This is a genomic window from Mesorhizobium sp. WSM3864, from assembly GCF_002294955.1.
Classification (GTDB): Bacteria; Pseudomonadota; Alphaproteobacteria; order Rhizobiales; family Rhizobiaceae; genus Mesorhizobium.
In genome coordinates this window covers 403,841-427,883 of record NZ_NSGD01000001.1, presented here as the reverse complement: position 1 = coordinate 427,883, position 24,043 = coordinate 403,841, and the positions used below count along the sequence as shown (strand labels likewise).

Below are 24,043 nucleotides of genomic sequence, written 5' to 3'. Positions count from 1 at the left end.
CCGACACCATGGAAAACAACTTCTTCCAACCCGTCGACGCCGCCCAGGTGCCGCGATTTGCCGGGCTTTCCACCTTCATGCGGCTGCCGGCGGTGCCGAACGCGAAGGGGCTCGATATTGCCCTTGTCGGGATTCCTTGGGAGGCGGCACGACCAATCGGGCCGGCGCTCGCCATGGTCCGCGCGAAATCAGGAACCAGTCGAGCCTGATGCGCCGCGTCCACCACGTATCGGGAACCGAGCCGTTCAGCATTGCCAATGTCGCGGATGTCGGAGACCTCTCGGTCAATCCCATCGACTTGCTCGACGGGTTGAAGCGCATCGAAGACGGCATTGCCGCGATCGTTGCTGACGGCGCTCTTCCTTTGGCCGCCGGAGGCGATCATCTGACGACCTTGCCGGTGCTGCGCGCCATCGCCCGCGAGGGACCCGTCGGCATGATCCACTTCGACGCGCATTCCGACACGAACGACCGCTACTTCGGCGAGAATCCCTATACACACGGGACGCCCTTTCGCCGCGCGATCGAGGAAGGGCTGCTCGACCCGAAGCGGGTTATTCAGATCGGAATTCGAGGCTCGATCTATGAGCCGGGCGAACACGACTGGGCGACCGCTCAGGGCGTGCGCATCGTATATATGGAAGAGTTCGTCAAACGCGGCACCGCTTCCGTCATGCAGGAAGCACGCGATCTTGTCGGCGACAGCCTCACTTACGTGACCTTCGACATCGATTGCATCGATCCGTCGATGGCCCCTGGCACCGGCACGCCGGAGCTCGGCGGCTTCACCACCCGCGAGGTGCAGGAGCTGGTTCGATTGCTCGACGGATTGAATTTCGCCGGAGCCGACGTCGTCGAGGTCGCGCCTCCTTTTGATATTGGCGGCATGACGGCGCTTGCCGGCGCGACCATGATGTTCGAGCTGCTTTGCGTCATGGCGAAATCCATCGCCGACAGGAGAACGCGCGGCTAAAGCATTCTCCCCGAAGTGCTTCCAGTTTCGGGAAAAGGACATCGCAAAGGTCAAAAGCAGGTCGCGTTTCGCGCAACCTGCTTTAGACGCGTCGTCGCCCGCAGCGGACGGTATGGGTCAGAGCGGATTTTCGGCGTAGAACTCCAGCACGCGCTGCTTGAAGCTCTTGTCGCCGACGGCGAGCATGTGGTCGCGGCCCTCGATGCGAAAAGCCTCTGCGTGGGGCATCAGCGCGGCAAGCTCGTCGGGCGAGCCGGCGATGTCGTCCTTGGTCCCGACGGCAATCAGGGTCGGCTGGGCGATCCGCGCGACATCGTCCTCGCTCATTGACGCGCGTGAGCCGACTATGCAGACGGCCAGCGCCTGGCGGTCGCTGCGCGTCTGGTCGGCGAAGGCGCGAAACGAGCGACCGCGCGCATGGCTGATCGTACCGGCATCCTCGGCCAGAAGCGCATCGGCGATTGGATCCCAGTCGCCGACGCCGTCGACAAGACCGATGCCGAGGCCGCCGAACACCAGCGTCGCCACCTTGTCAGGATTGGACAACGCCATGAAGGCGGATACCCGCGCGCCCATCGAATAGCCCATGACATGGGCGTGCTCGATGCCGAGGTGATCGAGCAGCGCGGCCGCGTCCGAGGCCATCTTGGCCGGCGTGTAGTCCGCCTCCTGGTAGCTCTTCGTCGACGCACCGTGGCCGCGATTGTCGACGGCGATGGCGCGGTACCCCGCGTCGTTCAGCGTCTTGAACCAGCCCGGCGAGACCCAATTGACGTAGTGGCTGGAGGCGAAGCCGTGGATCATCAGCACCGGATCGCCCTGACCGGACGCCGGCCGGCGGTCGAGGTAAGCGAGTTCGAAGCCGTCATGGGAAAAATATTGCATCTGGTGCAGCCGCGGTCAGTTGGAGCCGGCGCCCGAGGTCTTATCGATCGCTGGGTGACGCAGGAGATCGCCGTCCTTCAGACCGTCCTTGGCGGCCGTTCCCGCCTTCAGCTCAAGCACGAAGCTTACCGGCTGTCCGGGCGAGATGATCGCCTCCGATTCCGGTTCGCCACGCTTGACGGCCTTGATCCTGCCGTCCTGGCCGATAAAGACCAGGTCGAGCGGCATCGGTGTATTCTTCATCCAGAAATTCACCTCAGCGGGCCGCTCGAACACGAACAGCATGCCGTGATCGTCGGCCATGTCCTTGCGGTACATCAGCCCGGCCTCGCGTTCTTCCGAGCTGTCGGCTATCTCGATTGAGAAGGAATGCTTGCCGGAGCCGGTGATCGCGACGAGCCGCGTCGGATCGGCAGGCAGCATCATCGCCTGACCGTCCGCCGAACTCGGTCTCAAGGCGCTGAAAATGGCGGCCAGAGCGATGGCGGCGCAAAGCGCGCCTGCGGTCAGCCAGTTGCGATGAGCCATGTGATACCTCGTCCAGGCCCTGTCCTAGACCATGATCCGAGCGAGTGGAACTGGTTTTTGGACAGGAACGGCCTTGCACCGGGCAGGGCATCCCGATCGTATCGAGAGAGCCCGATGCATGTCGCCCAAAACTGCCAAGCGGTTTTGGCGAACCTGCATCAAGCAAAAAATAAAGTGCGTCGGGCCGCGCTTTAATGCGAGACCGGCAAGGTGCCCATATCGGGGTGTATTTCGGCGGCCATAAGGCCTTTGTCGCCGCGTCCGAAACGGACCAGAACGACCTGGCCGGGCCTCAGCTCGGTAATGCCGTAGCGGCGCAGCGTCTCCATATGGACGAAGATGTCCTCGGTGCCCTCGCCCCGGGTCAGGAAGCCGAAGCCCTTGGTGCGGTTGAACCACTTCACCAGCGCCCGCTCGAGCCCGCTCTCGGCAGTCACGGTGACATGCGTGCGTTGCTCCTGCTCGGCCGGATGCACCGCTGTCGAGGCGTCCATGGAAAGAACCCGGAACGCCTGCAGGCCACGCTCGCCCTGCTTGACGAGACAGACGACGCGCGCGCCTTCCAGCGCGGTCTGAAAGCCATCTCTTCGAAGACATGTCACATGGAGGAGAATATCACCCGAGACGCCGTCGTCCGGAAGAATGAAGCCGTAGCCCTTGGCCACGTCGAACCATTTGATAGCGCCGGCGATTTCGACAAGACCGGCGGAGTCGCCGCCACTGTCTCGCGTCAAGGCGTCGTCAAGGCTTCCGTCCCGCCTCGTAAAAGAGGCTTTTTCCCCCATAAGAACGCCCCCTTTTCCAACTGCAACCGCTAGTGATTCTTGCCATCAGATTAACACTGCGGCTTCCGGGGTGTGCAAGACCTGACGTGCCTTTTTTCACCGTTGAGCACCGGAAAGCCTCAATTGTTGTTTACCGGCGCGCCTGAAGCGCAAAGGGACGGCTGAAATCGATCCCTCCATCGGTTTTGTCGGACGATTGCCCTTTGGCGGAGCGGCTCCTATGGTGCGCCGCAAACGTAACGCCGCGAGGAATCCGATATGCGCTATCTTCACACAATGGTCCGCGTCGCCGACATTGATCAATCGCTCGATTTCTACTGCAACAAGCTCGGCCTCAAGGAAGTGCGTCGCTACGAGAACGAGCAGGGACGCTACACGCTGATCTTCCTCGCCGCGCCCGATGACGAGCAAAGCGGCATTGCCGAGAAGGCGCCGCTGGTCGAACTGACCTACAATTGGGATCCGGAGGAGTACAAAGGCGGCCGCAACTTCGGCCACCTCGCCTATGAGGTCGACGACATCTACGCCACCTGCCAGAAGCTGATGGACAATGGCGTGATCATCAACCGGCCGCCGCGCGACGGCAACATGGCCTTCATCCGCTCGCCGGACGGCATCTCCATCGAGCTCCTGCAGAAAGGCCCGGCCAAGGCAAAGGCGGAGCCATGGGCCTCAATGTCGAATACGGGAAGCTGGTAGGCGCCTGCCCTTCCCGGGGATTTGACCGGCCGGTCTATGGCGTTTTGCCGGATCGCGCCTATCTAAGCGCTTGTGGCGCCAGCCAGATCAGGCTGGCGCTTTTCTTGATCCGCCGGGAGAATTTCATGCCGACCAGCCGCGCCGACGTCGCCACTGAAAACGCCAGCCGCTATCTGCAGCAGCTCTGCAAGCACTGGGCGCACAAGTTCCCGGTCGAATTCGACCCGCATCACGGCGCCATCCAGCTCTCGCTCGGCCGCACCGTGATGGATGCAGACGACAAGGCTCTCCACATCGCGGTCGCCGCTGACGACGCCGCCTCGCTCGAGCGGCTGGAAACCGTGGTCGCCGACCACATCAAGCGCTTCGCCTTCCGCGAGGAGCTGACCTTCGACTGGCAGAAGGCTGCCTGAAAGAATTGAGCGTCAGCCGGCGGCCTTGCTAGCCATTTCGAGCAGCGCAAGCACGCTGCGCCAGTTCCGCGCCGTGCCCGGCACCTTGAGCGTTCGCCCAATAAGGTTGGCAAACACCGATTTGCCAAGCCCTTCCGGCGCATGCAGGTAAAGCACGTCGCCTTTGATCTCGAAGCGCTCTGGGCCGGCACACTTTTCCGCCAGCCGCTTCGCCTCTTCCGCGGTCGGCTCTCGCTCCAGCGCATAGGCATGCAGCTTGGTAGGCTCGCCCGCAACCTCCGGATAGGGATTGTCCTTCACCAGGCGCTCGAACCAGCCGGCATTGCGCACCATGATGCGGGAATTGAACCCCCATTTCTTCTCGAAGGCCGCTTCGAGTGCTTTGGTCAGCGCCGCAGCGTCGCTGTTGTTGGCACGAAACACGACGTTGCCGCTTTGCACGTAGGTCGATACGTCTGTGAAGCCGAGGTCTTCGAAGAACGACCTCAGCTCCGCCATCTTGACGATGCGGTTGCCACCGACATTGATGCCGGAAAACAGGGCTACGAACACCGTTCCTTTGTCGCCCGTTTTTGGCCCGCTCATATGATGAACCCCGCGAGCGTCTCGTTGTCGGTGATGTCCTGATACTGCACGCCCTCGGCGTCGAAATTGGCCTTCAGCAGATCGAAATTGCGCCGGTCCTTGGTCTCGATGCCGATCAGCACAGAGCCGAAATTGCGCGCCGACTTCTTGAGATACTCGAAGCGCGTGATGTCGTCGTCCGGGCCGAGCATTTCGAGGAAATCGCGCAATGCGCCCGGCCGCTGCGGGAAGCGGATGATGAAGTACTTCTTCAGCCCTTCGAAACGCAGCGCTCGTTCCTTGACGTCCGGCAGGCGCTCGAAATCGAAATTGCCGCCCGAGACGATCGCGACGATGGTCTTGCCCCTCATCTCCTTGCGGGAAAAATCCTTGAGCGCGTCGATCGCCAATGCGCCGGCTGGCTCCAGCACCACGCCCTCGACATTGAGCATCTCGATCATCGTCACGCAAAGCCGGTTTTCCGGGACAAGGCGCACCGCGTCGGCGGTGAATTCCTTGAGATGGCGCAGCGGCTCGCGGCCGATTTCAGCCACCGCCGCCCCATCGACGAAGTTGTCGACCTTGGCGAGCTTGATCCGCTTGCCGCCGGCGAGACTCTCGCTAAGGCTAGGCGCGCCCGCCGGCTCGCAGAATACGAAGTGCAATTCACGCTGCTGGTCGGCGAAATAGTGGGTGACGCCTGCAGCCAGGCCGCCTCCGCCCACAGGCAGCATGACGATGTCGGGCATGCGTCCGCCCGGCATCTGGGCTGCGATCTCATAGGCAACGGTCGCCTGCCCCTCGATGATGTCCTTGTGGTCGAAGGGCGGCACCATATGCGCGCCGGCGGCTTCGGTGAACTCGAAGGCGGCGCGATAGCAATCGTCGAAGAAGTCGCCGACCAGCCTGATCTCGACGAAATCGCCGCCGAAAAGGCGCGTCTTGTCGATCTTTTGCTGCGGCGTCGTCACGGGCATGAACACCACGCCCTTTTTGCCGAAATGGCGGCAGACGAAGGCAAAGCCCTGCGCGTGGTTGCCGGCCGAGGCGCAGACGAACAGCTCGGCATTGTTGCCGGCGGCGAGCGCCTTGCGGAAGAAGTTGAAGGCGCCCCTGATCTTGTAGGAGCGGACCGGCGTCAGGTCCTCGCGCTTCAGGAGGACGCGGGCGCCGGTCTTTTTCGACAGATAGTCGTTCTCCTGCAGCGGCGTTTCCGGAAAGATCCCGCGGATCGCCTCCGCGGCGCCTGCGACGCGGGAAGAAAAACTGTTCATGAGGCAACCGGCTCCGAGACCATGTGGTTCGCAGCCCAAGCCTATTGCATAGTTTGGTTTTCGCGGCCACCGATGCAGCCGCTCGCCGGCCTGCTGCGGCCACTTTGGTTTTCGCGCAACAGTGCCAAGGCGGTTGGCACCCGCCGATCAAATTTCCGCTGGACACGACTTACTTCCGCCGCACTTCCCCTGTCCGGGAGATTTCGCGGAGGCAGATGGCCAATTGCGGCCGGAATGGAAGTTTCGACGTGCATTTGAAGACGATTTGCATCATTGCCCTGGCCTTGCTGGTTGTAGGCTGCGCGGGACGACCGTCACAGGAAATCCTGGGCAGCGTCGTGGTGCCGACGACGGCGACCGAGATCGCCGGCAACCATTCGATCTTCATCGCCACCACCCGCAAGCGCTCAGACGACCCGAACAAGGTTTTCGACGGCGAGCGCTCGGCGACGCTCAATTACGCCCGCGTCAACGTCACCGTCCCGCCGGTTCATGAGACTGGTCAGATCGAGCGCCGCTCGCGCGGGACGTCGAACGATCCGACCAAATATTTCATGGCTTCCGAGGTCGTCGGCTACGACACGCAGCCGAAATTCTCCAGCGCGCTCAATGCCGACATCGACGCCCGCGGCGGCCGCGTCATGGTCTTCGTCCACGGCTACAACACCGGCTTCGACGATGCCGTCTACCGTCTGACCCAGATCGTTCACGATTCCGGATATCCCGGCACGCCGGTGCTTTTTTCATGGGCTTCGGGCGCCAAGACCACCGACTATGTCTATGACAAGGAAAGTGCCGCCGCCGCCCGCGACCAGTTGGAAGTGACGCTGAGAATGCTGGCGCAGACCGGTGCGCGCCGCATCGACATCGTCGCCCATTCGATGGGGACGTGGGTGACGATGGAAACACTGCGACAGCTCGCCATCACCGGTGACCGCGACCTCGGCGGCAAGCTCGGCGATGTTCTCCTGGCCTCGCCCGACATCGACGTCGATGTCTTCAAGAGCCAGATGCGCCGCTACGGCAAGCCCGACAAGCCGTTCATCCTGCTCCTGTCGGACGACGACCGCGCTCTCCGGCTCTCCGGCCTGATTGCCGGTGCACGGCCGCGCGTCGGCGACTACAGGGACGCGGCCGACCTCGCCTCCTACGGCGTCACGGTGGTCGACCTCTCCAAGGTGAAGGGCAACGACAGCTTTAACCACACCAAATTCGCCGACAACCCGATGCTGGTGAAGATGATCGGCCAGCGGCTGCGCCAGGACGACGGCTTTGCCAGCGACCGCGACGTCACCGACCGGATCAGCCAGCTCGCCACTCAATAACCGTGTTCACGCGGTTGCCGCCCTGCACGGACTTTGAACTGGACCAGACCGCTCGCTGGCTTTATCGAAGGAGCCCGAGAGGTTTGCCGCCCTTGGGGGATCCCGGGTGATCGTGCGTTGGAAGATCGTCCTTGGCCTTGCCTTCACGCTCGCCCTGACGGGCTGCGCCGGGCAGAACGCGCATGACCTGCTCAATCGGAAGGCCGTTACCGCGCCTGCATCCGAAATTGCGGCCAAGCATGAGATCTTCGTCGCCACGACCCGGCAGCAGGCGACCAAGGACCCGCGGCAGGTTTTCGACGGCGACCGTTCGCTGACCACCAGCTACGCGCGTGTCGACGTCACGGTTCCAAGGATCCACCAGCTTGGGGCGATCGAGCGCGCCAAGGGTTCGGCCGACAGCATTCCGGCCAGGCAGTTCACCGCCACCGATGTCGTCCACTATGGGGACGCTTCGCAATTCGCGAAGGCGGTCGGCACAGATATTGCCATACGCGGCGACCGCGCCCTGGTCTTCGTGCACGGCTTCAACAACGGCTTCGACGATGGCGTTTACCGCCTGACGCAGATCGCGCACGACACGAATTATCCGGGCACACCGGTGCTGTTCTCGTGGGCGTCGAGCGGCAAGACAACCGGCTACATTTATGACAAGGACAGCTCCACCGCCGCGCGCGACGACCTGGAAGCGACACTGAGGATGCTTGCCAAGTCACGCGCCAAAAGCATTGACATCATTGCCCATTCGATGGGGACCTGGCTGACGATGGAAGCTTTGCGCCAGCTCGCCATCACCGGCGACCGCGATCTCAACGGCAAGCTCGGCTACGTCATCCTCGCCTCGCCTGACATCGACGTCGATGTCTTCAAGAAGCAGATGATCCGCTACGGCAAGCCCGACAAGCCTTTCGCCATCCTTCTCTCGGGCGACGACCGGGCGCTGAAGCTGTCCAGCTTCATTTCCGGCGAAAAGCCGCGCGTCGGCGATTACGACAACGCGGCAGATCTCGCCAACTACGGCGTGACGGTGGTCGATCTGACCCAAACCAAGGGCGGAGACCGGTTAAACCATGCCAAATTCGCCGACAATCCGATCCTGGTGCAGTTGCTCGGCAATCGACTGCGCACGCCTGCCGGTCTTGCCTCCGACGAGCCGGATCCAACGCAGCTCAACAATATCGGCCAGGGTCTCGGCAAGGCGGTCGGCTCGGTCGCCGAGGTGGTCATCACCACGCCGTTCAGGGTGCTGACGATCGCCACCGGCGGCTGAGCACCGGTTAGGCGTGTCGAGGTGCGGGTCAGGCCGGCCTCACCCGAACATCGACTAGACGAACAGATCGACCTTCTGGAACGACGTCACGTCGACAAGGCCGACATCGGAAATCCTGAGTTCCGGTATGACGACCAGCGCCAGCAGCGAATGCTGCATGTAGGCATTGTTGAGCGAACAGCCGACCTTGCGCATCGCTTCCGTCAACTGCTCGGCTTTGGCCGCGACGATCTCGGCGCGCTCGTCCGACATCAGCCCTGCGATTGGCATTTCCACCAGCGCCAGTTCCTTGCCCTTGGAGTAGAGCACGACGCCGCCGCCGACCTCGCCCAGTCGGTTCACGGCTAAAGCCATGTCCTCCTTGTTGGTTCCGACGGCGATGATGTGGTGCGCATCATGCGCCACGCTCGAGGCCATCGCGCAGTCTTCCACATAGCCGAAGCCCGACACGAAGGCGTTGGTGACGCCGCCCGTGCCCCGGTGGCGTTCGACCAGGGCGATCTGGCAAATGTCGTTGCGGCGATCCATGGCGACCAGCCCGTCCTCGACGGGCAGGTCGGCCTCGAGCGCTCTGGTCGGCGCCTGGTTCTCGATAACGCCGATCACCCGCGCCCGCACCTCGTTGGCACCCTGTGGCGCGGCGATGTCAAAGTCAGAGGCCTTGAGCCTTTTGCCGAGCTTGACCGTGTTTTTCGCCGTCCCGGGATAATCATAGGCCGGGATGTCGATCTCGAGCTTGCCGGCTTTCGCCAGCCTGACGCCGCGGCCATAGACCTCGTCTATCGTCATTTGGGCAAGATTGGAGACGATCAAAAGATCCGCCAGCCGCCCCGGCGCGATCGAACCGACCTCGCGTTCCAGCCTGAAATGCTGGGCGGTGTTGAGCGTCGCCATCTGGATCGCCGTCACCGGCTTCAGGCCCTGGCTGATGGCGTGCCGCACCACCCGATCCATATGACCCTCATGCACCAGCGTGCCGGAATGGCTGTCGTCGGTGCACAGGATGAAGTTGCGCGGGTCGATGCCGCCTTCGGTGACCGCCTTGATCTGCGCAGCGACGTCGTACCAGGCGGACCCCAGCCTCAGCATCGCCTTCATGCCCTGGCGCACGCGGGCGATCGCATCCTCGGCGCGCGTGCCCTCGTGGTCATCCTCGGCGCCGCCGGCGACATAGCCGTGGAACGGCAACCCGAGATCGCGCGAGGCATAGTGGCCGCCGACGGTTTTGCCGGCCTTCACCGTCTCGGCGATCTCGCCCGACATTACCGGATCGTTGGCGGCGACTCCCGGGAAATTCATCACTTCGCCAAGGCCGATGATGTTCTCCCAGGTCATCGCCTCGGCGACGTCTGCGACCGTAAGCTCCGCGCCGGCATGCTCCAGGCCCGGCGCCGAAGGCACGCAGGACGGCATCTGCACATGGACGTTGATCGGCATCGCGACCGCCTCGTCATGCATCAGCCGAACGCCCGGCAGGCCCAGAACATTGGCGATCTCGTGCGGATCGATGAACATCGAGGTGGTGCCGTGCGGGATCACGGCGCGGCAGAATTCCGTCACCGTGACCATGCCGCTTTCGACGTGCATGTGCGCATCGCAGAGGCCGGGCACCAGATAGCGACCGCCCGCATCGACCACCTTGGTCCCCTGCCCGATCGTGTGACCGGCATTCGGCCCACAATAGGCGAAGCGTCCGGCGGCGACGGCGATGTCGGTGCCCGGAATGATCTCGCCCGAATGGACATTCAGCCAGCGCCCGTTGCGGATCACGAGATCGGCAGGCCGGCGCCCCATCGCCACGTCGACCAGATGGGTCGCCACGTCGGTCCAGGGTTTGGGTTTCGTCGGATTGGTGCGGCTCGCCATGAAGAACTCCTGTTTGCCCGACTGTGCCAAGCTGGCGCGGTTTTGACCAGTTGGCAAAACTGCTTTGTTCTTAAGGCAGGAATCTGGTTCCCCGACAGATTCTCTCCCGCAGCAGGGCGAAATCTCGCCTAGACTGGATCTCCGGCTATTCGGGTTGCAGAAGAGATGGCAAAAACGATCCGGTTCGCAATCTTCATGCTGTCGGCATGTTGCGCCGGCCTGGCCTTCTTCACCTTGCATTCATTCTGGGCATGGGCCGCCCCAATCGCCATCTTCATCGCCGGCTCGTCACTAGCCGAATATGCTTTCACACGAATGGCCAAGTCCGACGAGAAACAGCGTGACCTGGAAGATCGCGTGCGCAATCCGCCGAAGTAAACCACTGTTGCAGGAATACAATTCCGTTTTCGGGCGAATAACGCTAGGTTGCACCGAGAAGTTTTCGAAACCGCCATTTCGGAGCGCTCGATGGGTCGCCTGACACTTGCCAGTGCCGGCTTTTTCGCCCTGTTGTCCGGGCCGGCCTTGGCCGCGGACGCGATCGCCGACTTGCCCATGACTGCGCCGGGCTTCGACTGGACAGGCTATTATGCCGGCCTGCAGGCCGGCTATGGCTGGGGCTCATCTGACATCTCCGGCACGGAAGGCGAGCCGTTCGCCGCTTCTCCCGATGTCGACGGCGGCTTCGTCGGCGGCCATGTCGCCGGCCTCTGGCAGTTCAATCAGGCGGTGATCGGCGCGCGCGCTGAGCTCAACTATGCCTCGATCGACGGTTCGGCCTTGCTCGACCCTGGCAATGCCGTCGGCACCGAGGTCAAATGGCTGGGATCGATCAATGCCGAAGCCGGCTTGGCGGTCGATCGCTGGCTGATCTATGGCGTCGGGGGCGTCGCCTTCGCCGGTATCGAGACCTCGCAAGATGTCGGCGGCAGCGGCTTCGCCAGGACACGCACCGGCACCGGTTGGACGATCGGTGCCGGGGTCGACTATGCGCTGAGCAGCAACATCGTCGTCGGCGCCCAATACCGTTACTACGATTTCGGCAAGGAGCATTTCGACGTCCCGGACGACTTCTCCGATCGTGATCAGGACCTGAAGCTCCATACCCTGGGCGTAAACTTCAGCTACAAATTCTGATTTGCGGAGCAGAACGCGGAAAATCCAACCGCATCCTTCAAGGAAAATCCCGATTGGCGGAACTTCATGCCAAAGGGATTTGTCGAGCATGTCAGCGCGCGTGCTAACCCAGCCGCTCCACAATGGTCCTTGCACAAGGTACGCCTCAACAAACGCCCACGTGGCTGCGCCTCTAAGCGCTGAGGAATCCCATAATGATAATGATGGTAGCGGTGGTTGTCTCACTCGGTTTGGCGATCTTCCTAGTGGAACGCTACGACCTGTTCGACGGGAAGAAGTGGCGGCGCGCATCGGAACCGAAGATCGCTCGAGCCTATATGCTGCTATTTGTGACCGTCGCCCTTGCCGGCGCGGCGGTGTTCTTTCACGAGGCCGTGGTTGCTAAAGTGATAACACCGACCGAACGGCTCCCAGGGTAAGTAGCTAGCGCTTCACTTACCCTAGTGCTAATCGGTGCGCCGCGAGCCACACATGAACTCTGGCAATCGTGTGGGATTTTTCGTGGGAGATCGGTGGTAAAACCCCACCATGTGGGAGTGGGCGTGGCGGAACTGGTATACGCAGCAGACTTAAAATCTGCCGGTGTTTCAAGCACTTACGGGTTCAAATCCCGTCGCCCACACCAACTCGTCAAAGGGACTTAAAATCCCTCGATCTCTGATCGTACGGGTTCGATTCCCGTCGTCCGCACCACCCTTCGCTCCTCGCTTCGGGTGGCAGGCCACTCAACCCCTGATCGGATTGAGCTTCAGGTGCTGGATCAAAATGATGGTCTTGGCGTCGACGATACGGCCGTCGGCGATGCCGGCCAGAGCGTCGTCGAGCGGCATTTCCAGCACCTCGATGTCTTCGCCCTCTTCCGGAGCTCCGCCGCCGTCGGAAATACGGTCGGCCGGCGAATAGCGCGCGGTAAAGAACCAGAGCCGTTCCGTCACGCTGCCGGGGCTCATATAGGGCGCGAACAGCCGCTCAACGTTCTTCAAATGATAGCCGAGCTCCTCTTCCGCTTCCTTGCGGATGCAGGTTTCCGGATCGTTTTCGTCGAGCAGACCGGCACAGGCCTCGATCAGCGGCTCGCGATGGCCAGTGACATAGGCCGGATAGCGGAACTGCCGCACCAGCAGCACCGTCGAGCGCTGCGGATCGAAAGGCAGGATCACCGCGCCGTCGCCGCGATCGTAGGTCTGGCGGATCTGCGTCTCCCAGCGCCCATCGCGGCGGCGATAGTCGAGCACCGTCTTCTTGAGCACCGCCCAATCGTCGGACAGGATTTCTTCAGACTGGATGCGGACGCGATCTTCCATGATGGGCTCCATGCTGTCGGCAAGCGTTATCGGCGAACAGGCGCGGGCGCAATCCTGGAAACCGACTGGTCCAGCGTGACTTTCACCGGCTGTTGTCTGGCGCGAAGTGCCGCGGCTGCCTAGATAGCGATATCTCTCCCAGGAGCCGTTTCCATGACATCATCGCTTTTCCAGCCGATCACCCTCGGCGGCCTGACCTTTCCAAACCGTATTGCGGTAGCGCCGATGTGCCAGTATTCGGCCGAGGACGGTTCCGCCAGCGACTGGCATCTGCATCACTGGATGAACCTGGCCATGTCCGGCGCCGGCATGGTGACCGTCGAGATGACCGACGTCGAGCGGCGCGGCCGCATCTCGCATGGCTGCCTTGGCCTCTACTCGGACGGCAACGAGGCGGCGGCCAAGCGCACGCTCGATGCCGCCAGGCGCGTCGCCGCGCCCGGCACCAAATTCGGCGTCCAGCTCGCCCATGCCGGCCGCAAGGCATCCAACAGAAGGCCTTGGGAAGGCGGCGGGCCCCTGCAACTGGGCGAGGATCCCTGGCAGACCGTTTCGGCTTCGGCCATCGCCTATGACACCGGGTGGAATATACCGCACGCATTGGACGAGGAAGAGATCCGGCACGTCATCCAACATTTTGCCGATGCGGCCAAGCGGGCCGAGCGCGCCGGCTTCGACTTCATCGAGCTGCACGCCGCTCACGGCTATCTGATCTTCCAGTTCCTGTCGCCGCTTTCCAACCAGCGCACCGACCGCTGGGGTGGCCCGCTGGAAAACCGCATGCGCTTCGCCGTCGAGATCGCCAGAGCGGTCAAGAAGGCCGCGCCGGGCCTGATGCTGGGAGCGCGCCTTTCGGTGAAGGAATGGGTCGACGGCGGCTTCGAGATCGAAGAGGCGATCGAAGTGGCCAAGGCGCTGAAGGCGGAAGGCGTCGCCTATCTGTGCTGTTCCAGCGGCGGCAATTCGCCGTTGCAGAAGCTGCCCAGCGGCCCCGGCTACCAGGTGCATCTGGCCGAGGCTGTGCGCAAGGGCGCCGGCATTCCGACGCGCGCCGTCGGTCTGATCGACGATCCGCAGCAGGCCGAGGCGATCGTGGCCGACGGCCGCGCCGACATGGTGGCTCTGGCGCGCGCCTTCCTTGCCGATCCGCGCTGGGGCTGGCGCGCGGCGGCGACGTTCGGCGAGGAAATCCGCCCGGCGCTGCAGTTGGCGCGCTCGGTCACGACGATGCAGCACTGGATGAAAGCGGCCGGCTGAACGGCTTGCACAGGTGACGATGGGCTGAGACCTTTGGGCGCAGCCATCCGCCACCATTGCAACCAAATTGGCCGTTTTACGTTGGCGGCCATGACAGACAGCAAGCCATTTGAGAAGCCGGTGGTGGTCGAACTCGGCCATGTCGGCAAATATCACCAAATAAGCAGCACCCGCGAAGCGGCCGAGTGCCTGATGACCGTGTGGCCGCTCAATCGCGGCCAGCGGCATCGTGATGCTCTCGATACTTGCCTGAAAGCGCTGGAGGGGTATCGTTCGACGGCGGACGCGCGCCGCGCGCTGATCGAGGCAGCCGAGGAATCTGAAGTGCTGGTTCCCGAAGAAAGGCTGTCCGATGGAAAGCTGCATTGAGCAGGCAAAGGGCTTCTCGACCCGGAGGATTCCATGGCGAAACTGACTTACAAGATCGTCGAGCATGACGGCGGCTGGGCCTACATGGTCGGCTCGACTTTTTCAGAAACATTTCCCACCCGCCAGGACGCGCTGCGCGCGGCTGAAATTGCTTCGGCCGAGCAGCAGGTCGCCGGCACCACGGATGGCATCCAGTATGAGGATTCCGAGGGTGTCTGGCATGACGAACTGGCCGATGGCCGCGACCGGCCGCAGACCGAAGTCTCAGATTAATTTCCGTCGCTCGACCTTGCTGCGACCGACGCTGTAAAAGCTTCACGTCGGTCGCTCGCTGGCGAACGGACTACTTGCCGCAATACTGGTCGTTGACGTTCGGGCCGGCATTCGCGTCGGGGCCGGCCGTATCCGAGGCGCATGGGCCGACGGCACCGTTGCCGAAGCTGTTTAGCGCGCTGGCGTCGCGATCGGAATAAATGCTGCCCGTGGTGTAGGGATCAACCGGCACTTGCTCGCTATGGACCGGGCGATCACGATGCCACCACCACCAAGCGTCCGACGATTGTGCCATAGCCGAGGTGCCCATGGCCAGGACAAGCGCTGAGGCTGCAAAAATCTTCGTAAGCATAATTGGTACTCCATCTGGTGATTTGCCGCATTCTTGCTGGCCGGAAATTCGCCAGCCGACACGGTTTAAAACCGAGGGTTGGAGCCGAAGTTCCCGTTGAAAGTGTAGGTGAGGCAGAATGTCCGACACTTTTGTGTGACGGTTCGTGAACGGACGCGATCCCTCTCGGCCTTTGACTCGAACGGGATCCTCACGCTGGGAATGCGCGCGCGGCGATGCGCTCGATGAAGGCTACGACGCGTTCCGGTTCCACGAATTGCGGCATGTGCCCGAGCCCTTGGACGCGTTCGAAATCGAGCTCTCTGATCCTGCCCGGCATCGGTTCGCCATGAGCCGCGATGCCGATCACGCGGTCATCCGCGCCGAACAGAATGCCGGCCGGCATCAGGATCTCGCCATAGCGCTGTTCGAGGCGGCCGAGATCCTCTTCCACCGCCACGATATCGGTGGAGGTCGCCTGGAAATGGGCGGGCCGCAACCCGAGCCAACCACCTCCGGCGATCATGTAGTCCCCCGGCACGGCTTGCGGCGCAAAGATGAACTTCATCGTCGGCTCCGCATATTTCAGGCTGTACGGTATCGCTAAAGTATGGGCCAAGATCCAGCGCTTCAGGCGCGAGGGGACATAGAGCAGGTCGAATTTCTGGCGCACCCTCGCCTCCAGATGCGTCAGCGGCGCGATGAGCGCGATGCCGGAAATCGCCGTCGGATGCTCGATCGCAAGTGCAAGCGCGATGGCGCCGCCCAGCGAATGACCGACGATCAAAGGCCGTTCGAGCCCAAGCTCCTCGATGAAGCGCCGCACCACTTCCGCCTGTTCGGGCAGACGGCCGCTCGCCCCGCCCGCCCGCACCGAGTATCCCGAGCCCGGCCGGTCGAGAGCGATCAGCCGGTAGCCGGCGCGGAAGCGGCCGAACAACGTGTGCCGGAAATGGTGGAGTTGCGCGCCTAGCCCGTGCAGGAACACGATCGGCCTGCCCTCGCCTGCTTCGACATAGTGGATGCGGCTGCCGCCGATCTCGATGAACTTGCCGCACGCCGGTACCAGGCTCTCGGCCTTGGTCGCGATCCACCATGTTGCGAGCATGAAGCCGAGCACGACGGCGGCCGCCGCAACGAGCAGGCCACCGATTAGCCACGGCAAAATCGATATCAGCATCTTGCACCCGAGCCGTACCGACGCACCTTACTCGCAACCGTGTCTGCCACAAGAGCCCCGCCTCGCGTGCGCATTGCGGCCGGCTGTCCGCCGCGTTATTTCAGGCCACCTGCAGCCGGAGTGAGCCATGCCCGAAATCGTCACAGCCGCCATGCTCGTCATTGGCGACGAGATCCTCTCCGGCAGGACCAAGGACAAGAATATCGGCCATCTCGCCGATATCATGAGCGCGATCGGCATCGACCTGAAGGAAGTGCGCATCGTTCCCGACGAGGAGGACGAGATTGTCGCCGCCGCCAACGCGCTGCGCGCCCGCTATACTTATGTCTTCACCACCGGCGGCATCGGCCCCACGCATGACGACATCACCGCCGATTCGATAGCCAAGGCCTTCGGCGTGCCTTGCGAATACGATGCCAGGGCTTACGCCATGTTGGAGGCAAGCTATGCCGAGCGCGGTATCGAATTCACCGAGGCGCGCAAGCGCATGGCGCGCATGCCGCGCGGCGCCGACCACATCGATAATCCGGTGTCGATCGCGCCAGGCTTCCGTATCGGCAACGTTCACGTGATGGCCGGTGTGCCGTCGATCTTCCAGGCGATGCTCGACAATGTCGTGCCGACGCTGAAGACCGGCATCAAGATGCTGTCGGCAACCGTGCACTGCCCGTTCGGCGAAGGCCTGATCGGCGGACCGCTGGCCGACATCCAAAAGGCGCATCCCGACACCATTATCGGCTCCTACCCGAAATATGGCGAGGGCAAATTCTGGACCGAGCTCGTGGTACGTGCCCGCGACGAAGCGGCTCTCGAGGCCGCGCGCCAAGACGTTGCGGCCATGGTGGCGGGCCTGTCGGCCGCGAGCTGACCCCGGAACCAGAAGGCGCGCGCCGACGTTTCTGGCACGGCACTTTCGTTGCGGCCATTGATGCCGGTGGCGATCTTGCGCCGATAAATTTGAGGGATCTGCCATGCGCTTCAAGACGATCGTCGCCATTCTGCAGAACGAACAAGACGCCGAGCGCGTGCTCGATTGCGCCATCCCGCTTGCCGAGCGGTTCGAAAGCCACCTCGTCGGCATCCACGCCGAAGCGCTTCCCGTCCCCTATACGTCGGCAACCGGTTTCCCCGACACCGAATTCCTGCAGGTCTCGGCCGAGATGAACAAGGAGCGCGCCGAGAAGCTGCAGGCGGTCTTTCTCAGGCGCGTCGAGGATTCCGACCTGTCCTTCGACTGGCGGAGCCTCGAAAGCTTCTCCGGCGACAGCGCGCTGACCGGCATTTCGAGCGTGCGGGCGGCTGACCTGATTATCGCCGCGCAGCGCGACACCGGGGGCGATCCGGGCGCCGATGTCGATACGCTGGTCTACGATGCCGGCCGGCCGGTGCTTGTCGTTCCGCATGCCGGGCCGCTCGTCACCACCTTCAGGCGTGTGCTGCTGGCCTGGAACGGCAGTAAGGAGGCGGCTCGTGCAGCATTCGATGCCCTGCCCTTCATCAGCGAGGCGGACAAAACCGACATTCTCGTCATCGATCCGCCGGAAACGCTCGACGAGGCTCCCGAGGCGGCGGGCGCCGAGATCGCGGCTGCCTTGTCACGCCACGGCGCCAATGTCAGCGTTTCGGTGCAGAAATCGGGGGCAAGCTCGGTCGACGACATCATCCAGGAGAGGATCGCCGAATCCGGCGCCGATCTGCTGGTGCTCGGCGCCTACAGCCACTCCTGGCTGCGACAGCTCCTGTTCGGCGGCGTCACCCGCACCGTGCTGCGCACGGCAAACGTGGCAGCCTTCCTGTCGAGATAAGCCTTTCTCCGCGAAGTGGAATCGGGTTCGGGACATGTATCAAACAGGGAACTTGCACCGCGTCGCCTGAACAGCGCGATAGAAGTACACAGCCATCCTTGGCTACCACCTTGCCAAGGCTGGCGCTTTCCGGCTAATTCCGGCTGCATTCCATCGTATCTGCGCGCTGCGGCGCGCGCTTGCGGAGTGCACGAACCATGTCCCTTCCCGAAAAAGCCTTTCCGGTCTCCTGGGACCAGTTCCACCGCGATGCCCGCGCGCTCGCCTGGCGGCTTTCCGGCACCAACAAAGGCCAGTGGAAGGCGATCGTCTGCATCACCCGAGGAGGCCTGGTGCCCGCCGCGATCATTTCGCGCGAGCTTGGCATCCGCGTCATCGAAACGGTCTGCGTCGCCTCCTATCACGACTACACCAGCCAGGGTCAGTTGCAGGTGCTGAAGGAGATCTCGCCTTCGCTTCTTGCCGATGACGGCGCGGGCGTGCTCATCATCGACGACCTCACCGATACCGGCAAGACGGCCGGCATCGTGCGCGCCATGATGCCGAAGGCGCATTTCGCCACCGTCTATGCCAAGCCGAAGGGCAGGCCTCTGGTCGATACATTCGTCACCGAGGTCAGCCAGGACACCTGGATCTACTTCCCGTGGGACATGGGCTTCACCTATCAGAAGCCCATTGCCGACGATCACGCCGGCTGATCGTTGGAAGCCGCTGTTTCCATCCAGCGCCCGCCCAAATCACTGTTTGCTGCATAGAGAAGGCTCTCGGGGAGAAGGCTCTCGGGGGCGATGATTTCGCAATTGCCTGCCCTGTCCGGGTTAACACCCGAGTGAAGTTTTTTACTTTTATCGTCCACAATCCGTCGTAAGATTCGTTTGATGGCAAATGATTCTAGAGGCTCGGGGCAGCTTCTACGATGTTGACGAGGCCAACGACGCACAACCAGATTGCCGAAAGAGTCCGACGACTCTTCGGCTCAGTGCCCTGCCGCCTGCAGGTTGCAGCCCTGCCTTGGCGTGAGAACGAAAACGGCGTCGAGATCATGCTGATCACCAGCCGCGATACCGGGCGCTGGGTGCTGCCGAAAGGCTGGCCGGAAGCCAGGGAGCCGCTTTGCGTAGCTGCCGCGCGCGAAGCGGGCGAGGAAGCGGGGTTGCACGGCACGGTCTCGCATCTCGAAGCCGGCCGCTATTTCTACGGCAAGGTCCTGGCATCCGGCGAGGAGGTGCCTTGCGAGGTCCTGGTGTTCCCGCTCAAGGTCGACCGCGTCGCGGACCGCTGGAAGGAAAAGCGCGCCCGCACCCGCAAATGGGTCGGCTCCGCCGAGGCCGCCGGCATGGTCAACGAGCCCGATCTTTGCCAGATCATTGCCTATTTCTGCGCCGATCCGCATAGATTCGCCTGAGTCATCGCTCAAATAACGCATATGTGACCCGACGAGCATGCCGCACGTTGCGGTGCGCGAACATCGGTGCTTTGTGTGGTTAATGCAGTGCCGATTCGGCTAATGGCGTCGATCGATGACGAACTCCGCGCAACCACTTGAAGAAAACTCCGGCGAACACCGGCGCGAGCACCGCCAGCGCGTGCTGAAGGGCGGGACGATCATCACCGGTATCCAGAATTCCGAGGTCAGTTGCACGTTGCGCAATCAGAATGCCGGTGGCGCCGAGCTGAAAGTCGCACCGGAATCACGCGTTCCCGATCGTTTCCTGCTCTACGTCCCGCTCGATGGCGTGGCTTATCGCGCGGAAGTCCGCTGGCGACGCAACGACCGCGTGGGCGTCAAGTTCACCGGTACCGAGGCCAAGCCCAAGTTGCACTACGGCTGACGGTCGGTCCGCAAGGCGGGAAGGCACCCGGCCGAAGCCGGAGGCCTTTCCTCAGGCGACCAGGCCTTTGGTGAGTTCGAGCGCCTGGCGCTCGAACAGCCGACGGTAGATACCACCGTTCAGCCGGATAAGCTCGTCATGCGAGCCTTCCTCGATGATGCGGCCGCGGTCGAAAACCAGCAGCCGGTCGAGTGCCCGCACGGTCGAAAGCCGGTGTGCGATGACCAATGTCGTGCGCCCGACCATCAGCCGCTCCATCGCCTTCTGGATGAGCATCTCCGATTCGGAATCCAGGCTCGATGTCGCCTCGTCCAGGATCAGGATGCGCGCATCGGCCAGGAAGGCGCGCGCGATCGCCACGCGCTGGCGCTCGCCGCCCGACAGTTTCACGCCGCGCTCGCCGACCAGGGTTCCGTAACCCTTGGGCAGATCGGCAATGAAGTCGTGCGCGCTGGCGAGCTTCGCGGCATGCTCGATCTCGGCCTGCGTTGCGCCCGGCCTGGCATAGGCGATGTTCTCGGCCAGCGACCGGTGAAACAGGATCGGCTCCTGCTGCACGATGGCGATCTGGCTGCGCAACGATGATTGCGCAACCTTCGAGACGTCCTGGCCGTCGATCAGGATCCGGCCCCCGTTCACGTCATAGAGGCGCTGGATCAGCTTGACGAAGGTCGTCTTGCCCGATCCCGAATGACCGACCAGCCCGACGCGTTCACCCGCGGCGATCTCGACCGAGAAGTCGCGATAGAGCGGCAGCCGGTGATTGCCGTAATGGAACGTTACGTTGTCGAACGCAATACGGCCGTCGGTGATCCGGATCGGAGCGGCACCGGGCCGGTCCTCGATGCCGAGCGGTTCAGACTGGAAGTCGACCAATTCCTCCATGTCGTTGATCGAGCGCTGCAGGTTGCGGATATGCGTGCCGATATCGCGCAGATAGCCCTGCAGGACAAAGAACGACGTCAGAACGAAGGCGATGTCGCCGGCACTCGCCTCGCCCCACGCCCAAAGCATGAGCGCAAGGCCGATCACGGCCGCCCTCATCAAGAGCAGCATCGTGCCTTGCGCGGTGCCGTTGAACGTGCCGCGCACCCAGGTACGGCCCGTTCGCAGACGCCATTTGGCGACCACGCGGGCAAGCCGCGCTTCCTCGCGCGCCTCGGCGCCAAAACCCTTGACCACGGCATTGCAGCTCACCGCGTCGGCCAGCGCGCCGCCGAGGCGTGTATCCCAGCTGTTGGCGAGGCGTGCCGCCGGCGCGACGTAGCCAAGCGACAGCATGGCGGTGACGGCGATGAACAGCACCGAGCCGATCGCGACCACCAACCCCATCATCGGCCAGAACCAGCCGAGCAGCAGCGTCGAGCCGACCAGCATGACGAACGACGGCAGCAGCGCGATCAGGATCGTGTCGTTGAGCAGGTCGAGCGCCCACATGCCACGCGTTATCTTGCGCACCGTCGAGCCGGCGAAGCTGTTGGCGTGCCAGTCCGTCGAGAAGCGCTGGACGCGGTGGAACGCGTCGGCGGCGATGTCCGACATCATCTTCAACGTCAGTTCGACAATCCCCATGAAGGCGGCGTTGCGCAGCACCACAGCCGCCAACGCCAGCGCCATGAGGATGGAGAACGCCGTCATTGCGGCGTGCCACGCAACCTCGTCGGCGCCGGCGCTGCTGGCGACCGCGTCGACCAGCCGGCCGGAATAGAGCGGCGTCAGCACGTCGGCCAGCGTCGAGAGCAGGAATGCGCCCATGATGAGCGACAGGCGCCACGGCTGGCGGCGCCAGTGGCCGAGCGTGAAGCCGAGCACGCTGCGAAAGGCGCTGGCGCGCAGATCTATTCTGAAACGAGCCATGATGTCATCCGGGCGCAGAGAGGCCCGGTCCCGCTAAAATCAAATTGGAAAACCCGCGCCGGCGCCTTATGGCGCCCTTAAAACGGGGAGGTTCAGTATGGCTGGTCGCGCGCCCTCGGTGGCGACCGGCAGGAGCCAGATGCCTGCCTGCGGCTGGCCTTCCGAACGGAGTTCGGACGGCCGGTGCAGATCTAGGCTTCGCGGCCTCGCATAACGATGTCAAATCCTGCCATACGGTCCTCCCGAAAGGGAATCGCGGAAGCGCTTTTATAGAGGCGGCTCACCATCTCGCCAAGGCAGGGCGGCGCCAGGAGGGCGTCTTGTCCGGCCACTGAGACGATTTTGCAACAATGGTGGGTTGCGCTGCCAACAGCGCCGGTTCAGGCGAACAGCCTTGCGTTTCAGCGGACTAGTTGCGATCCCGGAACCGATTGGTGATCGGGTAGCGGCGGTCGCGGCCGAAATTCTTCTTCGTGATCTTCACGCCTGGGGCCGCCTGCCGGCGCTTGTACTCAGCAATGTAGAGCAGATGCTCGACGCGCGTCACCGTCGCCCGGTCGTGGCCGCGCGCGACGATGTCGTCGACGCCCATCTCGTGCTCGACCAGGCATTCGAGAATGTCGTCCAGCACCGGGTAAGGCGGCAGCGAATCCTGGTCGGTCTGGTTTTCGCGCAGCTCCGCCGACGGCGCCTTATCGATGATGTTCTTCGGAATGACCTCGCCCGATGGGCCGAGCGCCCCCGGCGGCACATGCGCGTTGCGCCAGCGCGCCAGCGCATAGACCTGCATCTTGTAGAGGTCCTTGATCGGGTTGAAGCCGCCGTTCATGTCGCCATAGAGGGTGGCGTAGCCGACCGACATCTCACTCTTGTTGCCTGTGGTGACGACCATCGAACCGAACTTGTTCGAGATCGCCATCAGGATCGTGCCGCGCGCACGGCTCTGCAGGTTTTCCTCGGTGATACCTTCCTGAGTGCCCTCGAAGAGCTGGGTCAGCGCATGCCGGAAACCTTCGACCGGCTCGGAGATCGGCACGATGTCGTAACGGCAGCCGAGCGCGCGGGCGCAATCCTCGGCGTCCTTCAGCGAGTCCTTCGAGGTATAGCGATAGGGCATCATGACGGTGCGCAGCCGCTCCTCGCCAAGCGCGTCGACCGCCAGTGCAGCGCAGATCGCGGAGTCGATGCCGCCGGAGAGGCCGAGCACCACGTTCTTGAAGCCGTTCTTGTTCACGTAGTCGCGCAGGCCCAGCATGCAGGCCCGGTAGTCGGCCTCCTCCCGCTCCGGAATCTTCGACATTGGGCCTTCGGAACAGACCCAGATGCCATCCCTTCGCTTCCAGGTGGTGACGTCGACCGCTTCCTCGAACTGGCTCATCTGGAAGGCAATCGTCTTGTCCGCGCCGATGGCGAAGGAGGCGCCGTCGAAGATGAGTTCGTCTTGGCCACCAAGCTGATTGGCGTAGATCATCGGCAATCCGCATTCGATGACCTGACGGATCACCACCTGGTGGCGGACGTCGATCTTGGCGCGGTAGTAGGGCGAGCCGTTCGGCACAAGCAGGATCTCGGCGCCGCTCTCGGCCAGCGTCTCGCAGACGGCGATGTCGCCCCAGATGTCCTCGCAGATCGGGACACCGATGCGCACCCCGCGAAAATTCACCGGCCCTTGCAGCTCCGGCCCGGCCTGGAAAACGCGCTTCTCGTCGAACTCGCCATAGTTCGGCAGGTCGAGCTTGTAGCGCTCGGCGATGATCTTGCCGCGATCGGCGAAGACGATGGAGTTATGCGTGCCGGTCCGGCGCTTCAGCGGCGTGCCGATGATGACGCCAGGACCGCCATCGGCGGTGTCGGCGGCGAAATCCTGCGCCGCCTTTTCGCAAGCATTCAGGAAGGCCGGCTTCAGCACCAGGTCTTCCGGCGGATAGCCGGCGAGGAAGAGCTCCGTGTAGAGCACCAGATCGGCGCCCTGGCGGGCCGCATCCGCCCTTGCCTCGCGCGCCTTGGCGAGATTGCCGGCGACGTCGCCGACGGTCGGGTTGAGCTGGGCGACGGCAATGCGCAGTAGGTCGGGAGCGGTCTGGGTCATGAATTGGATTTAGCGTGGCGGCAATCG

At 63.1% G+C, this 24,043-nt stretch carries 26 protein-coding genes, 1 tRNA gene and 1 pseudogene; 17 read left to right on the top strand and 11 right to left on the bottom strand.

The window, feature by feature from the left end; all coding sequences use genetic code 11:
• Positions 1-8: 8 nt before the first annotated feature.
• Positions 9-973: pseudogene (speB, locus tag CK215_RS02075) on the top strand (agmatinase).
• A gap of 117 nt (positions 974-1,090) precedes the next feature.
• Here the strand turns inward: speB and CK215_RS02070 are convergent.
• The 3 genes from CK215_RS02070 to CK215_RS02060 form a co-directional block, all read right to left on the bottom strand.
• Positions 1,091-1,858 (bottom strand): alpha/beta hydrolase, encoded by a 768-nt coding sequence (locus CK215_RS02070; protein ID WP_095829950.1) that lies wholly within the window; start codon positions 1,856-1,858, stop codon positions 1,091-1,093.
• A gap of 15 nt (positions 1,859-1,873) precedes the next feature.
• Positions 1,874-2,386, bottom strand: coding sequence for a DUF192 domain-containing protein (locus tag CK215_RS02065; RefSeq protein ID WP_066998868.1), 513 nt, complete (start codon positions 2,384-2,386; stop codon positions 1,874-1,876).
• Positions 2,387-2,577: 191 nt separating this feature from the next.
• Complete coding sequence (locus CK215_RS02060) at positions 2,578-3,171, bottom strand: cold-shock protein (RefSeq protein ID WP_066998870.1); 594 nt, start codon at positions 3,169-3,171, stop codon at positions 2,578-2,580.
• 258 nt (positions 3,172-3,429) lie between these two features.
• Here CK215_RS02060 and gloA point away from each other — a divergent pair, with 258 nt between their 5' ends.
• Together gloA and CK215_RS02050 are read left to right on the top strand one after the other, a co-directional pair.
• A complete protein-coding gene (gene gloA / locus CK215_RS02055; RefSeq protein ID WP_095829949.1) occupies positions 3,430-3,870 on the top strand; it encodes a lactoylglutathione lyase in 441 nt (146 codons plus the stop codon).
• Between the two features lie 125 nt (positions 3,871-3,995).
• Entirely contained in the window at positions 3,996-4,283 is a 288-nt protein-coding gene (locus CK215_RS02050) for a DUF2218 domain-containing protein (RefSeq protein ID WP_067328442.1), read from the top strand.
• A gap of 12 nt (positions 4,284-4,295) precedes the next feature.
• On the opposite strand, the gene CK215_RS02045 is transcribed toward CK215_RS02050, so the two are convergent.
• Together CK215_RS02045 and ilvA are read right to left on the bottom strand one after the other, a co-directional pair.
• On the bottom strand, positions 4,296-4,868 hold the full coding sequence (locus CK215_RS02045) for a DUF1697 domain-containing protein (RefSeq protein ID WP_066998876.1): 573 nt from the start codon (positions 4,866-4,868) through the stop codon (positions 4,296-4,298).
• On the bottom strand, positions 4,865-6,121 hold the full coding sequence (gene ilvA, locus CK215_RS02040) for a threonine ammonia-lyase IlvA (protein WP_095829948.1): 1,257 nt from the start codon (positions 6,119-6,121) through the stop codon (positions 4,865-4,867). The genes CK215_RS02045 and ilvA overlap by 4 nt, the downstream gene beginning before the upstream one ends.
• Before the next feature lie 215 nt (positions 6,122-6,336).
• Here ilvA and CK215_RS02035 point away from each other — a divergent pair, with 215 nt between their 5' ends.
• Together CK215_RS02035 and CK215_RS02030 are read left to right on the top strand one after the other, a co-directional pair.
• Positions 6,337-7,446: an alpha/beta hydrolase gene (locus CK215_RS02035; RefSeq protein WP_164747326.1), complete on the top strand. Its 1,110-nt coding sequence runs from the start codon at positions 6,337-6,339 to the stop codon at positions 7,444-7,446.
• Between the two features lie 106 nt (positions 7,447-7,552).
• On the top strand, positions 7,553-8,716 hold the full coding sequence (locus CK215_RS02030; RefSeq protein WP_095829947.1) for an alpha/beta hydrolase: 1,164 nt from the start codon (positions 7,553-7,555) through the stop codon (positions 8,714-8,716).
• A gap of 54 nt (positions 8,717-8,770) precedes the next feature.
• On the opposite strand, the gene ade is transcribed toward CK215_RS02030, so the two are convergent.
• On the bottom strand, positions 8,771-10,582 hold the full coding sequence (gene ade, locus CK215_RS02025) for an adenine deaminase (protein ID WP_095830165.1): 1,812 nt from the start codon (positions 10,580-10,582) through the stop codon (positions 8,771-8,773).
• Between the two features lie 165 nt (positions 10,583-10,747).
• On the opposite strand from ade, the gene CK215_RS02020 reads away from it, so the two are divergent.
• The 4 genes from CK215_RS02020 to CK215_RS02005 all read left to right on the top strand — a co-directional run bounded on the left by CK215_RS02020 (position 10,748) and on the right by CK215_RS02005 (position 12,344).
• Positions 10,748-10,960, top strand: a complete 213-nt coding sequence (locus tag CK215_RS02020; RefSeq protein ID WP_066998892.1) for a hypothetical protein — start codon at positions 10,748-10,750, stop codon at positions 10,958-10,960.
• Between the two features lie 90 nt (positions 10,961-11,050).
• Positions 11,051-11,719 (top strand): outer membrane protein, encoded by a 669-nt coding sequence (locus CK215_RS02015; RefSeq protein ID WP_066998895.1) that lies wholly within the window; start codon positions 11,051-11,053, stop codon positions 11,717-11,719.
• A gap of 194 nt (positions 11,720-11,913) precedes the next feature.
• Entirely contained in the window at positions 11,914-12,138 is a 225-nt protein-coding gene (locus CK215_RS02010) for a hypothetical protein (protein WP_066998897.1), read from the top strand.
• A 117-nt stretch (positions 12,139-12,255) separates the two neighbouring features.
• Positions 12,256-12,344 (top strand) — tRNA-Leu (locus CK215_RS02005).
• Between the two features lie 100 nt (positions 12,345-12,444).
• Here the strand turns inward: CK215_RS02005 and CK215_RS02000 are convergent.
• On the bottom strand, positions 12,445-13,023 hold the full coding sequence (locus tag CK215_RS02000; protein WP_095830164.1) for an NUDIX domain-containing protein: 579 nt from the start codon (positions 13,021-13,023) through the stop codon (positions 12,445-12,447).
• Positions 13,024-13,176: 153 nt separating this feature from the next.
• Here CK215_RS02000 and CK215_RS01995 point away from each other — a divergent pair, with 153 nt between their 5' ends.
• The 3 genes from CK215_RS01995 to CK215_RS01985 all read left to right on the top strand — a co-directional run bounded on the left by CK215_RS01995 (position 13,177) and on the right by CK215_RS01985 (position 14,922).
• Positions 13,177-14,280: an NADH:flavin oxidoreductase/NADH oxidase gene (locus tag CK215_RS01995; RefSeq protein ID WP_095829946.1), complete on the top strand. Its 1,104-nt coding sequence runs from the start codon at positions 13,177-13,179 to the stop codon at positions 14,278-14,280.
• 90 nt (positions 14,281-14,370) lie between these two features.
• Entirely contained in the window at positions 14,371-14,649 is a 279-nt protein-coding gene (locus CK215_RS01990) for a DUF982 domain-containing protein (RefSeq protein WP_095829945.1), read from the top strand.
• Positions 14,650-14,682: 33 nt separating this feature from the next.
• Positions 14,683-14,922 (top strand): DUF2188 domain-containing protein, encoded by a 240-nt coding sequence (locus CK215_RS01985; RefSeq protein WP_067328195.1) that lies wholly within the window; start codon positions 14,683-14,685, stop codon positions 14,920-14,922.
• Between the two features lie 70 nt (positions 14,923-14,992).
• Here CK215_RS01985 and CK215_RS01980 read toward each other — a convergent pair whose 3' ends face one another.
• Both CK215_RS01980 and CK215_RS01975 read right to left on the bottom strand, forming a co-directional pair.
• A complete protein-coding gene (locus tag CK215_RS01980) occupies positions 14,993-15,274 on the bottom strand; it encodes a hypothetical protein (protein ID WP_095779290.1) in 282 nt (93 codons plus the stop codon).
• 190 nt (positions 15,275-15,464) lie between these two features.
• A complete protein-coding gene (locus CK215_RS01975) occupies positions 15,465-16,433 on the bottom strand; it encodes an alpha/beta fold hydrolase (protein ID WP_095829944.1) in 969 nt (322 codons plus the stop codon).
• A gap of 127 nt (positions 16,434-16,560) precedes the next feature.
• Between CK215_RS01975 and CK215_RS01970 the strand changes: the two genes are divergently transcribed.
• The 5 genes from CK215_RS01970 to CK215_RS01950 all read left to right on the top strand — a co-directional run bounded on the left by CK215_RS01970 (position 16,561) and on the right by CK215_RS01950 (position 20,070).
• Entirely contained in the window at positions 16,561-17,301 is a 741-nt protein-coding gene (locus CK215_RS01970; RefSeq protein ID WP_095829943.1) for a competence/damage-inducible protein A, read from the top strand.
• 103 nt (positions 17,302-17,404) lie between these two features.
• Positions 17,405-18,238, top strand: a complete 834-nt coding sequence (locus CK215_RS01965) for a universal stress protein (RefSeq protein WP_095829942.1) — start codon at positions 17,405-17,407, stop codon at positions 18,236-18,238.
• A 197-nt stretch (positions 18,239-18,435) separates the two neighbouring features.
• Positions 18,436-18,936: a xanthine phosphoribosyltransferase gene (gene gpt / locus CK215_RS01960; protein WP_066998919.1), complete on the top strand. Its 501-nt coding sequence runs from the start codon at positions 18,436-18,438 to the stop codon at positions 18,934-18,936.
• A 218-nt stretch (positions 18,937-19,154) separates the two neighbouring features.
• The gene (locus CK215_RS01955; protein ID WP_095829941.1) at positions 19,155-19,643 is read left to right on the top strand and encodes an NUDIX hydrolase; all 489 of its coding nucleotides are present in this window, start codon (positions 19,155-19,157) and stop codon (positions 19,641-19,643) included.
• 115 nt (positions 19,644-19,758) lie between these two features.
• On the top strand, positions 19,759-20,070 hold the full coding sequence (locus CK215_RS01950; RefSeq protein ID WP_066998925.1) for a PilZ domain-containing protein: 312 nt from the start codon (positions 19,759-19,761) through the stop codon (positions 20,068-20,070).
• Between the two features lie 51 nt (positions 20,071-20,121).
• Here the strand turns inward: CK215_RS01950 and CK215_RS01945 are convergent, their stop codons facing one another.
• Together CK215_RS01945 and CK215_RS01940 are read right to left on the bottom strand one after the other, a co-directional pair.
• Positions 20,122-21,927 (bottom strand): ABC transporter ATP-binding protein, encoded by a 1,806-nt coding sequence (locus CK215_RS01945; protein WP_095829940.1) that lies wholly within the window; start codon positions 21,925-21,927, stop codon positions 20,122-20,124.
• 409 nt (positions 21,928-22,336) lie between these two features.
• Positions 22,337-24,016: an NAD+ synthase gene (locus CK215_RS01940; RefSeq protein ID WP_095829939.1), complete on the bottom strand. Its 1,680-nt coding sequence runs from the start codon at positions 24,014-24,016 to the stop codon at positions 22,337-22,339.
• Positions 24,017-24,043: the final 27 nt, after the last annotated feature.

Bases quoted from the DNA above. Each gene is read 5' to 3' on its own strand.
- CK215_RS01980 (WP_095779290.1), bottom strand. From the start codon at position 15,274: ATGCTTACGAAGATTTTTGCAGCCTCAGCGCTTGTCCTGGCCATGGGC.
- CK215_RS01950 (WP_066998925.1), top strand. From the start codon at position 19,759: ATGACGAACTCCGCGCAACCACTTGAAGAAAACTCCGGCGAACACCGG.
- CK215_RS01970 (WP_095829943.1), top strand. From the start codon at position 16,561: ATGCCCGAAATCGTCACAGCCGCCATGCTCGTCATTGGCGACGAGATC.
- gloA (WP_095829949.1), top strand. From the start codon at position 3,430: ATGCGCTATCTTCACACAATGGTCCGCGTCGCCGACATTGATCAATCG.
- CK215_RS01995 (WP_095829946.1), top strand. From the start codon at position 13,177: ATGACATCATCGCTTTTCCAGCCGATCACCCTCGGCGGCCTGACCTTT.
- CK215_RS01975 (WP_095829944.1), bottom strand. From the start codon at position 16,433: ATGCTGATATCGATTTTGCCGTGGCTAATCGGTGGCCTGCTCGTTGCG.
- CK215_RS02020 (WP_066998892.1), top strand. From the start codon at position 10,748: ATGGCAAAAACGATCCGGTTCGCAATCTTCATGCTGTCGGCATGTTGC.
- ilvA (WP_095829948.1), bottom strand. From the start codon at position 6,121: ATGAACAGTTTTTCTTCCCGCGTCGCAGGCGCCGCGGAGGCGATCCGC.
- CK215_RS01940 (WP_095829939.1), bottom strand. From the start codon at position 24,016: ATGACCCAGACCGCTCCCGACCTACTGCGCATTGCCGTCGCCCAGCTC.
- CK215_RS01955 (WP_095829941.1), top strand. From the start codon at position 19,155: ATGTTGACGAGGCCAACGACGCACAACCAGATTGCCGAAAGAGTCCGA.
- CK215_RS02010 (WP_066998897.1), top strand. From the start codon at position 11,914: ATGATAATGATGGTAGCGGTGGTTGTCTCACTCGGTTTGGCGATCTTC.
- CK215_RS02000 (WP_095830164.1), bottom strand. From the start codon at position 13,023: ATGGAAGATCGCGTCCGCATCCAGTCTGAAGAAATCCTGTCCGACGAT.
- CK215_RS01985 (WP_067328195.1), top strand. From the start codon at position 14,683: ATGGCGAAACTGACTTACAAGATCGTCGAGCATGACGGCGGCTGGGCC.
- CK215_RS02060 (WP_066998870.1), bottom strand. From the start codon at position 3,171: ATGGGGGAAAAAGCCTCTTTTACGAGGCGGGACGGAAGCCTTGACGAC.
- CK215_RS01965 (WP_095829942.1), top strand. From the start codon at position 17,405: ATGCGCTTCAAGACGATCGTCGCCATTCTGCAGAACGAACAAGACGCC.
- CK215_RS02065 (WP_066998868.1), bottom strand. From the start codon at position 2,386: ATGGCTCATCGCAACTGGCTGACCGCAGGCGCGCTTTGCGCCGCCATC.
- CK215_RS02045 (WP_066998876.1), bottom strand. From the start codon at position 4,868: ATGAGCGGGCCAAAAACGGGCGACAAAGGAACGGTGTTCGTAGCCCTG.
- ade (WP_095830165.1), bottom strand. From the start codon at position 10,582: ATGGCGAGCCGCACCAATCCGACGAAACCCAAACCCTGGACCGACGTG.
- CK215_RS02015 (WP_066998895.1), top strand. From the start codon at position 11,051: ATGGGTCGCCTGACACTTGCCAGTGCCGGCTTTTTCGCCCTGTTGTCC.
- CK215_RS01990 (WP_095829945.1), top strand. From the start codon at position 14,371: ATGACAGACAGCAAGCCATTTGAGAAGCCGGTGGTGGTCGAACTCGGC.
- CK215_RS02070 (WP_095829950.1), bottom strand. From the start codon at position 1,858: ATGCAATATTTTTCCCATGACGGCTTCGAACTCGCTTACCTCGACCGC.
- gpt (WP_066998919.1), top strand. From the start codon at position 18,436: ATGTCCCTTCCCGAAAAAGCCTTTCCGGTCTCCTGGGACCAGTTCCAC.
- CK215_RS02050 (WP_067328442.1), top strand. From the start codon at position 3,996: ATGCCGACCAGCCGCGCCGACGTCGCCACTGAAAACGCCAGCCGCTAT.
- CK215_RS02035 (WP_164747326.1), top strand. From the start codon at position 6,337: ATGGCCAATTGCGGCCGGAATGGAAGTTTCGACGTGCATTTGAAGACG.
- CK215_RS01945 (WP_095829940.1), bottom strand. From the start codon at position 21,927: ATGGCTCGTTTCAGAATAGATCTGCGCGCCAGCGCCTTTCGCAGCGTG.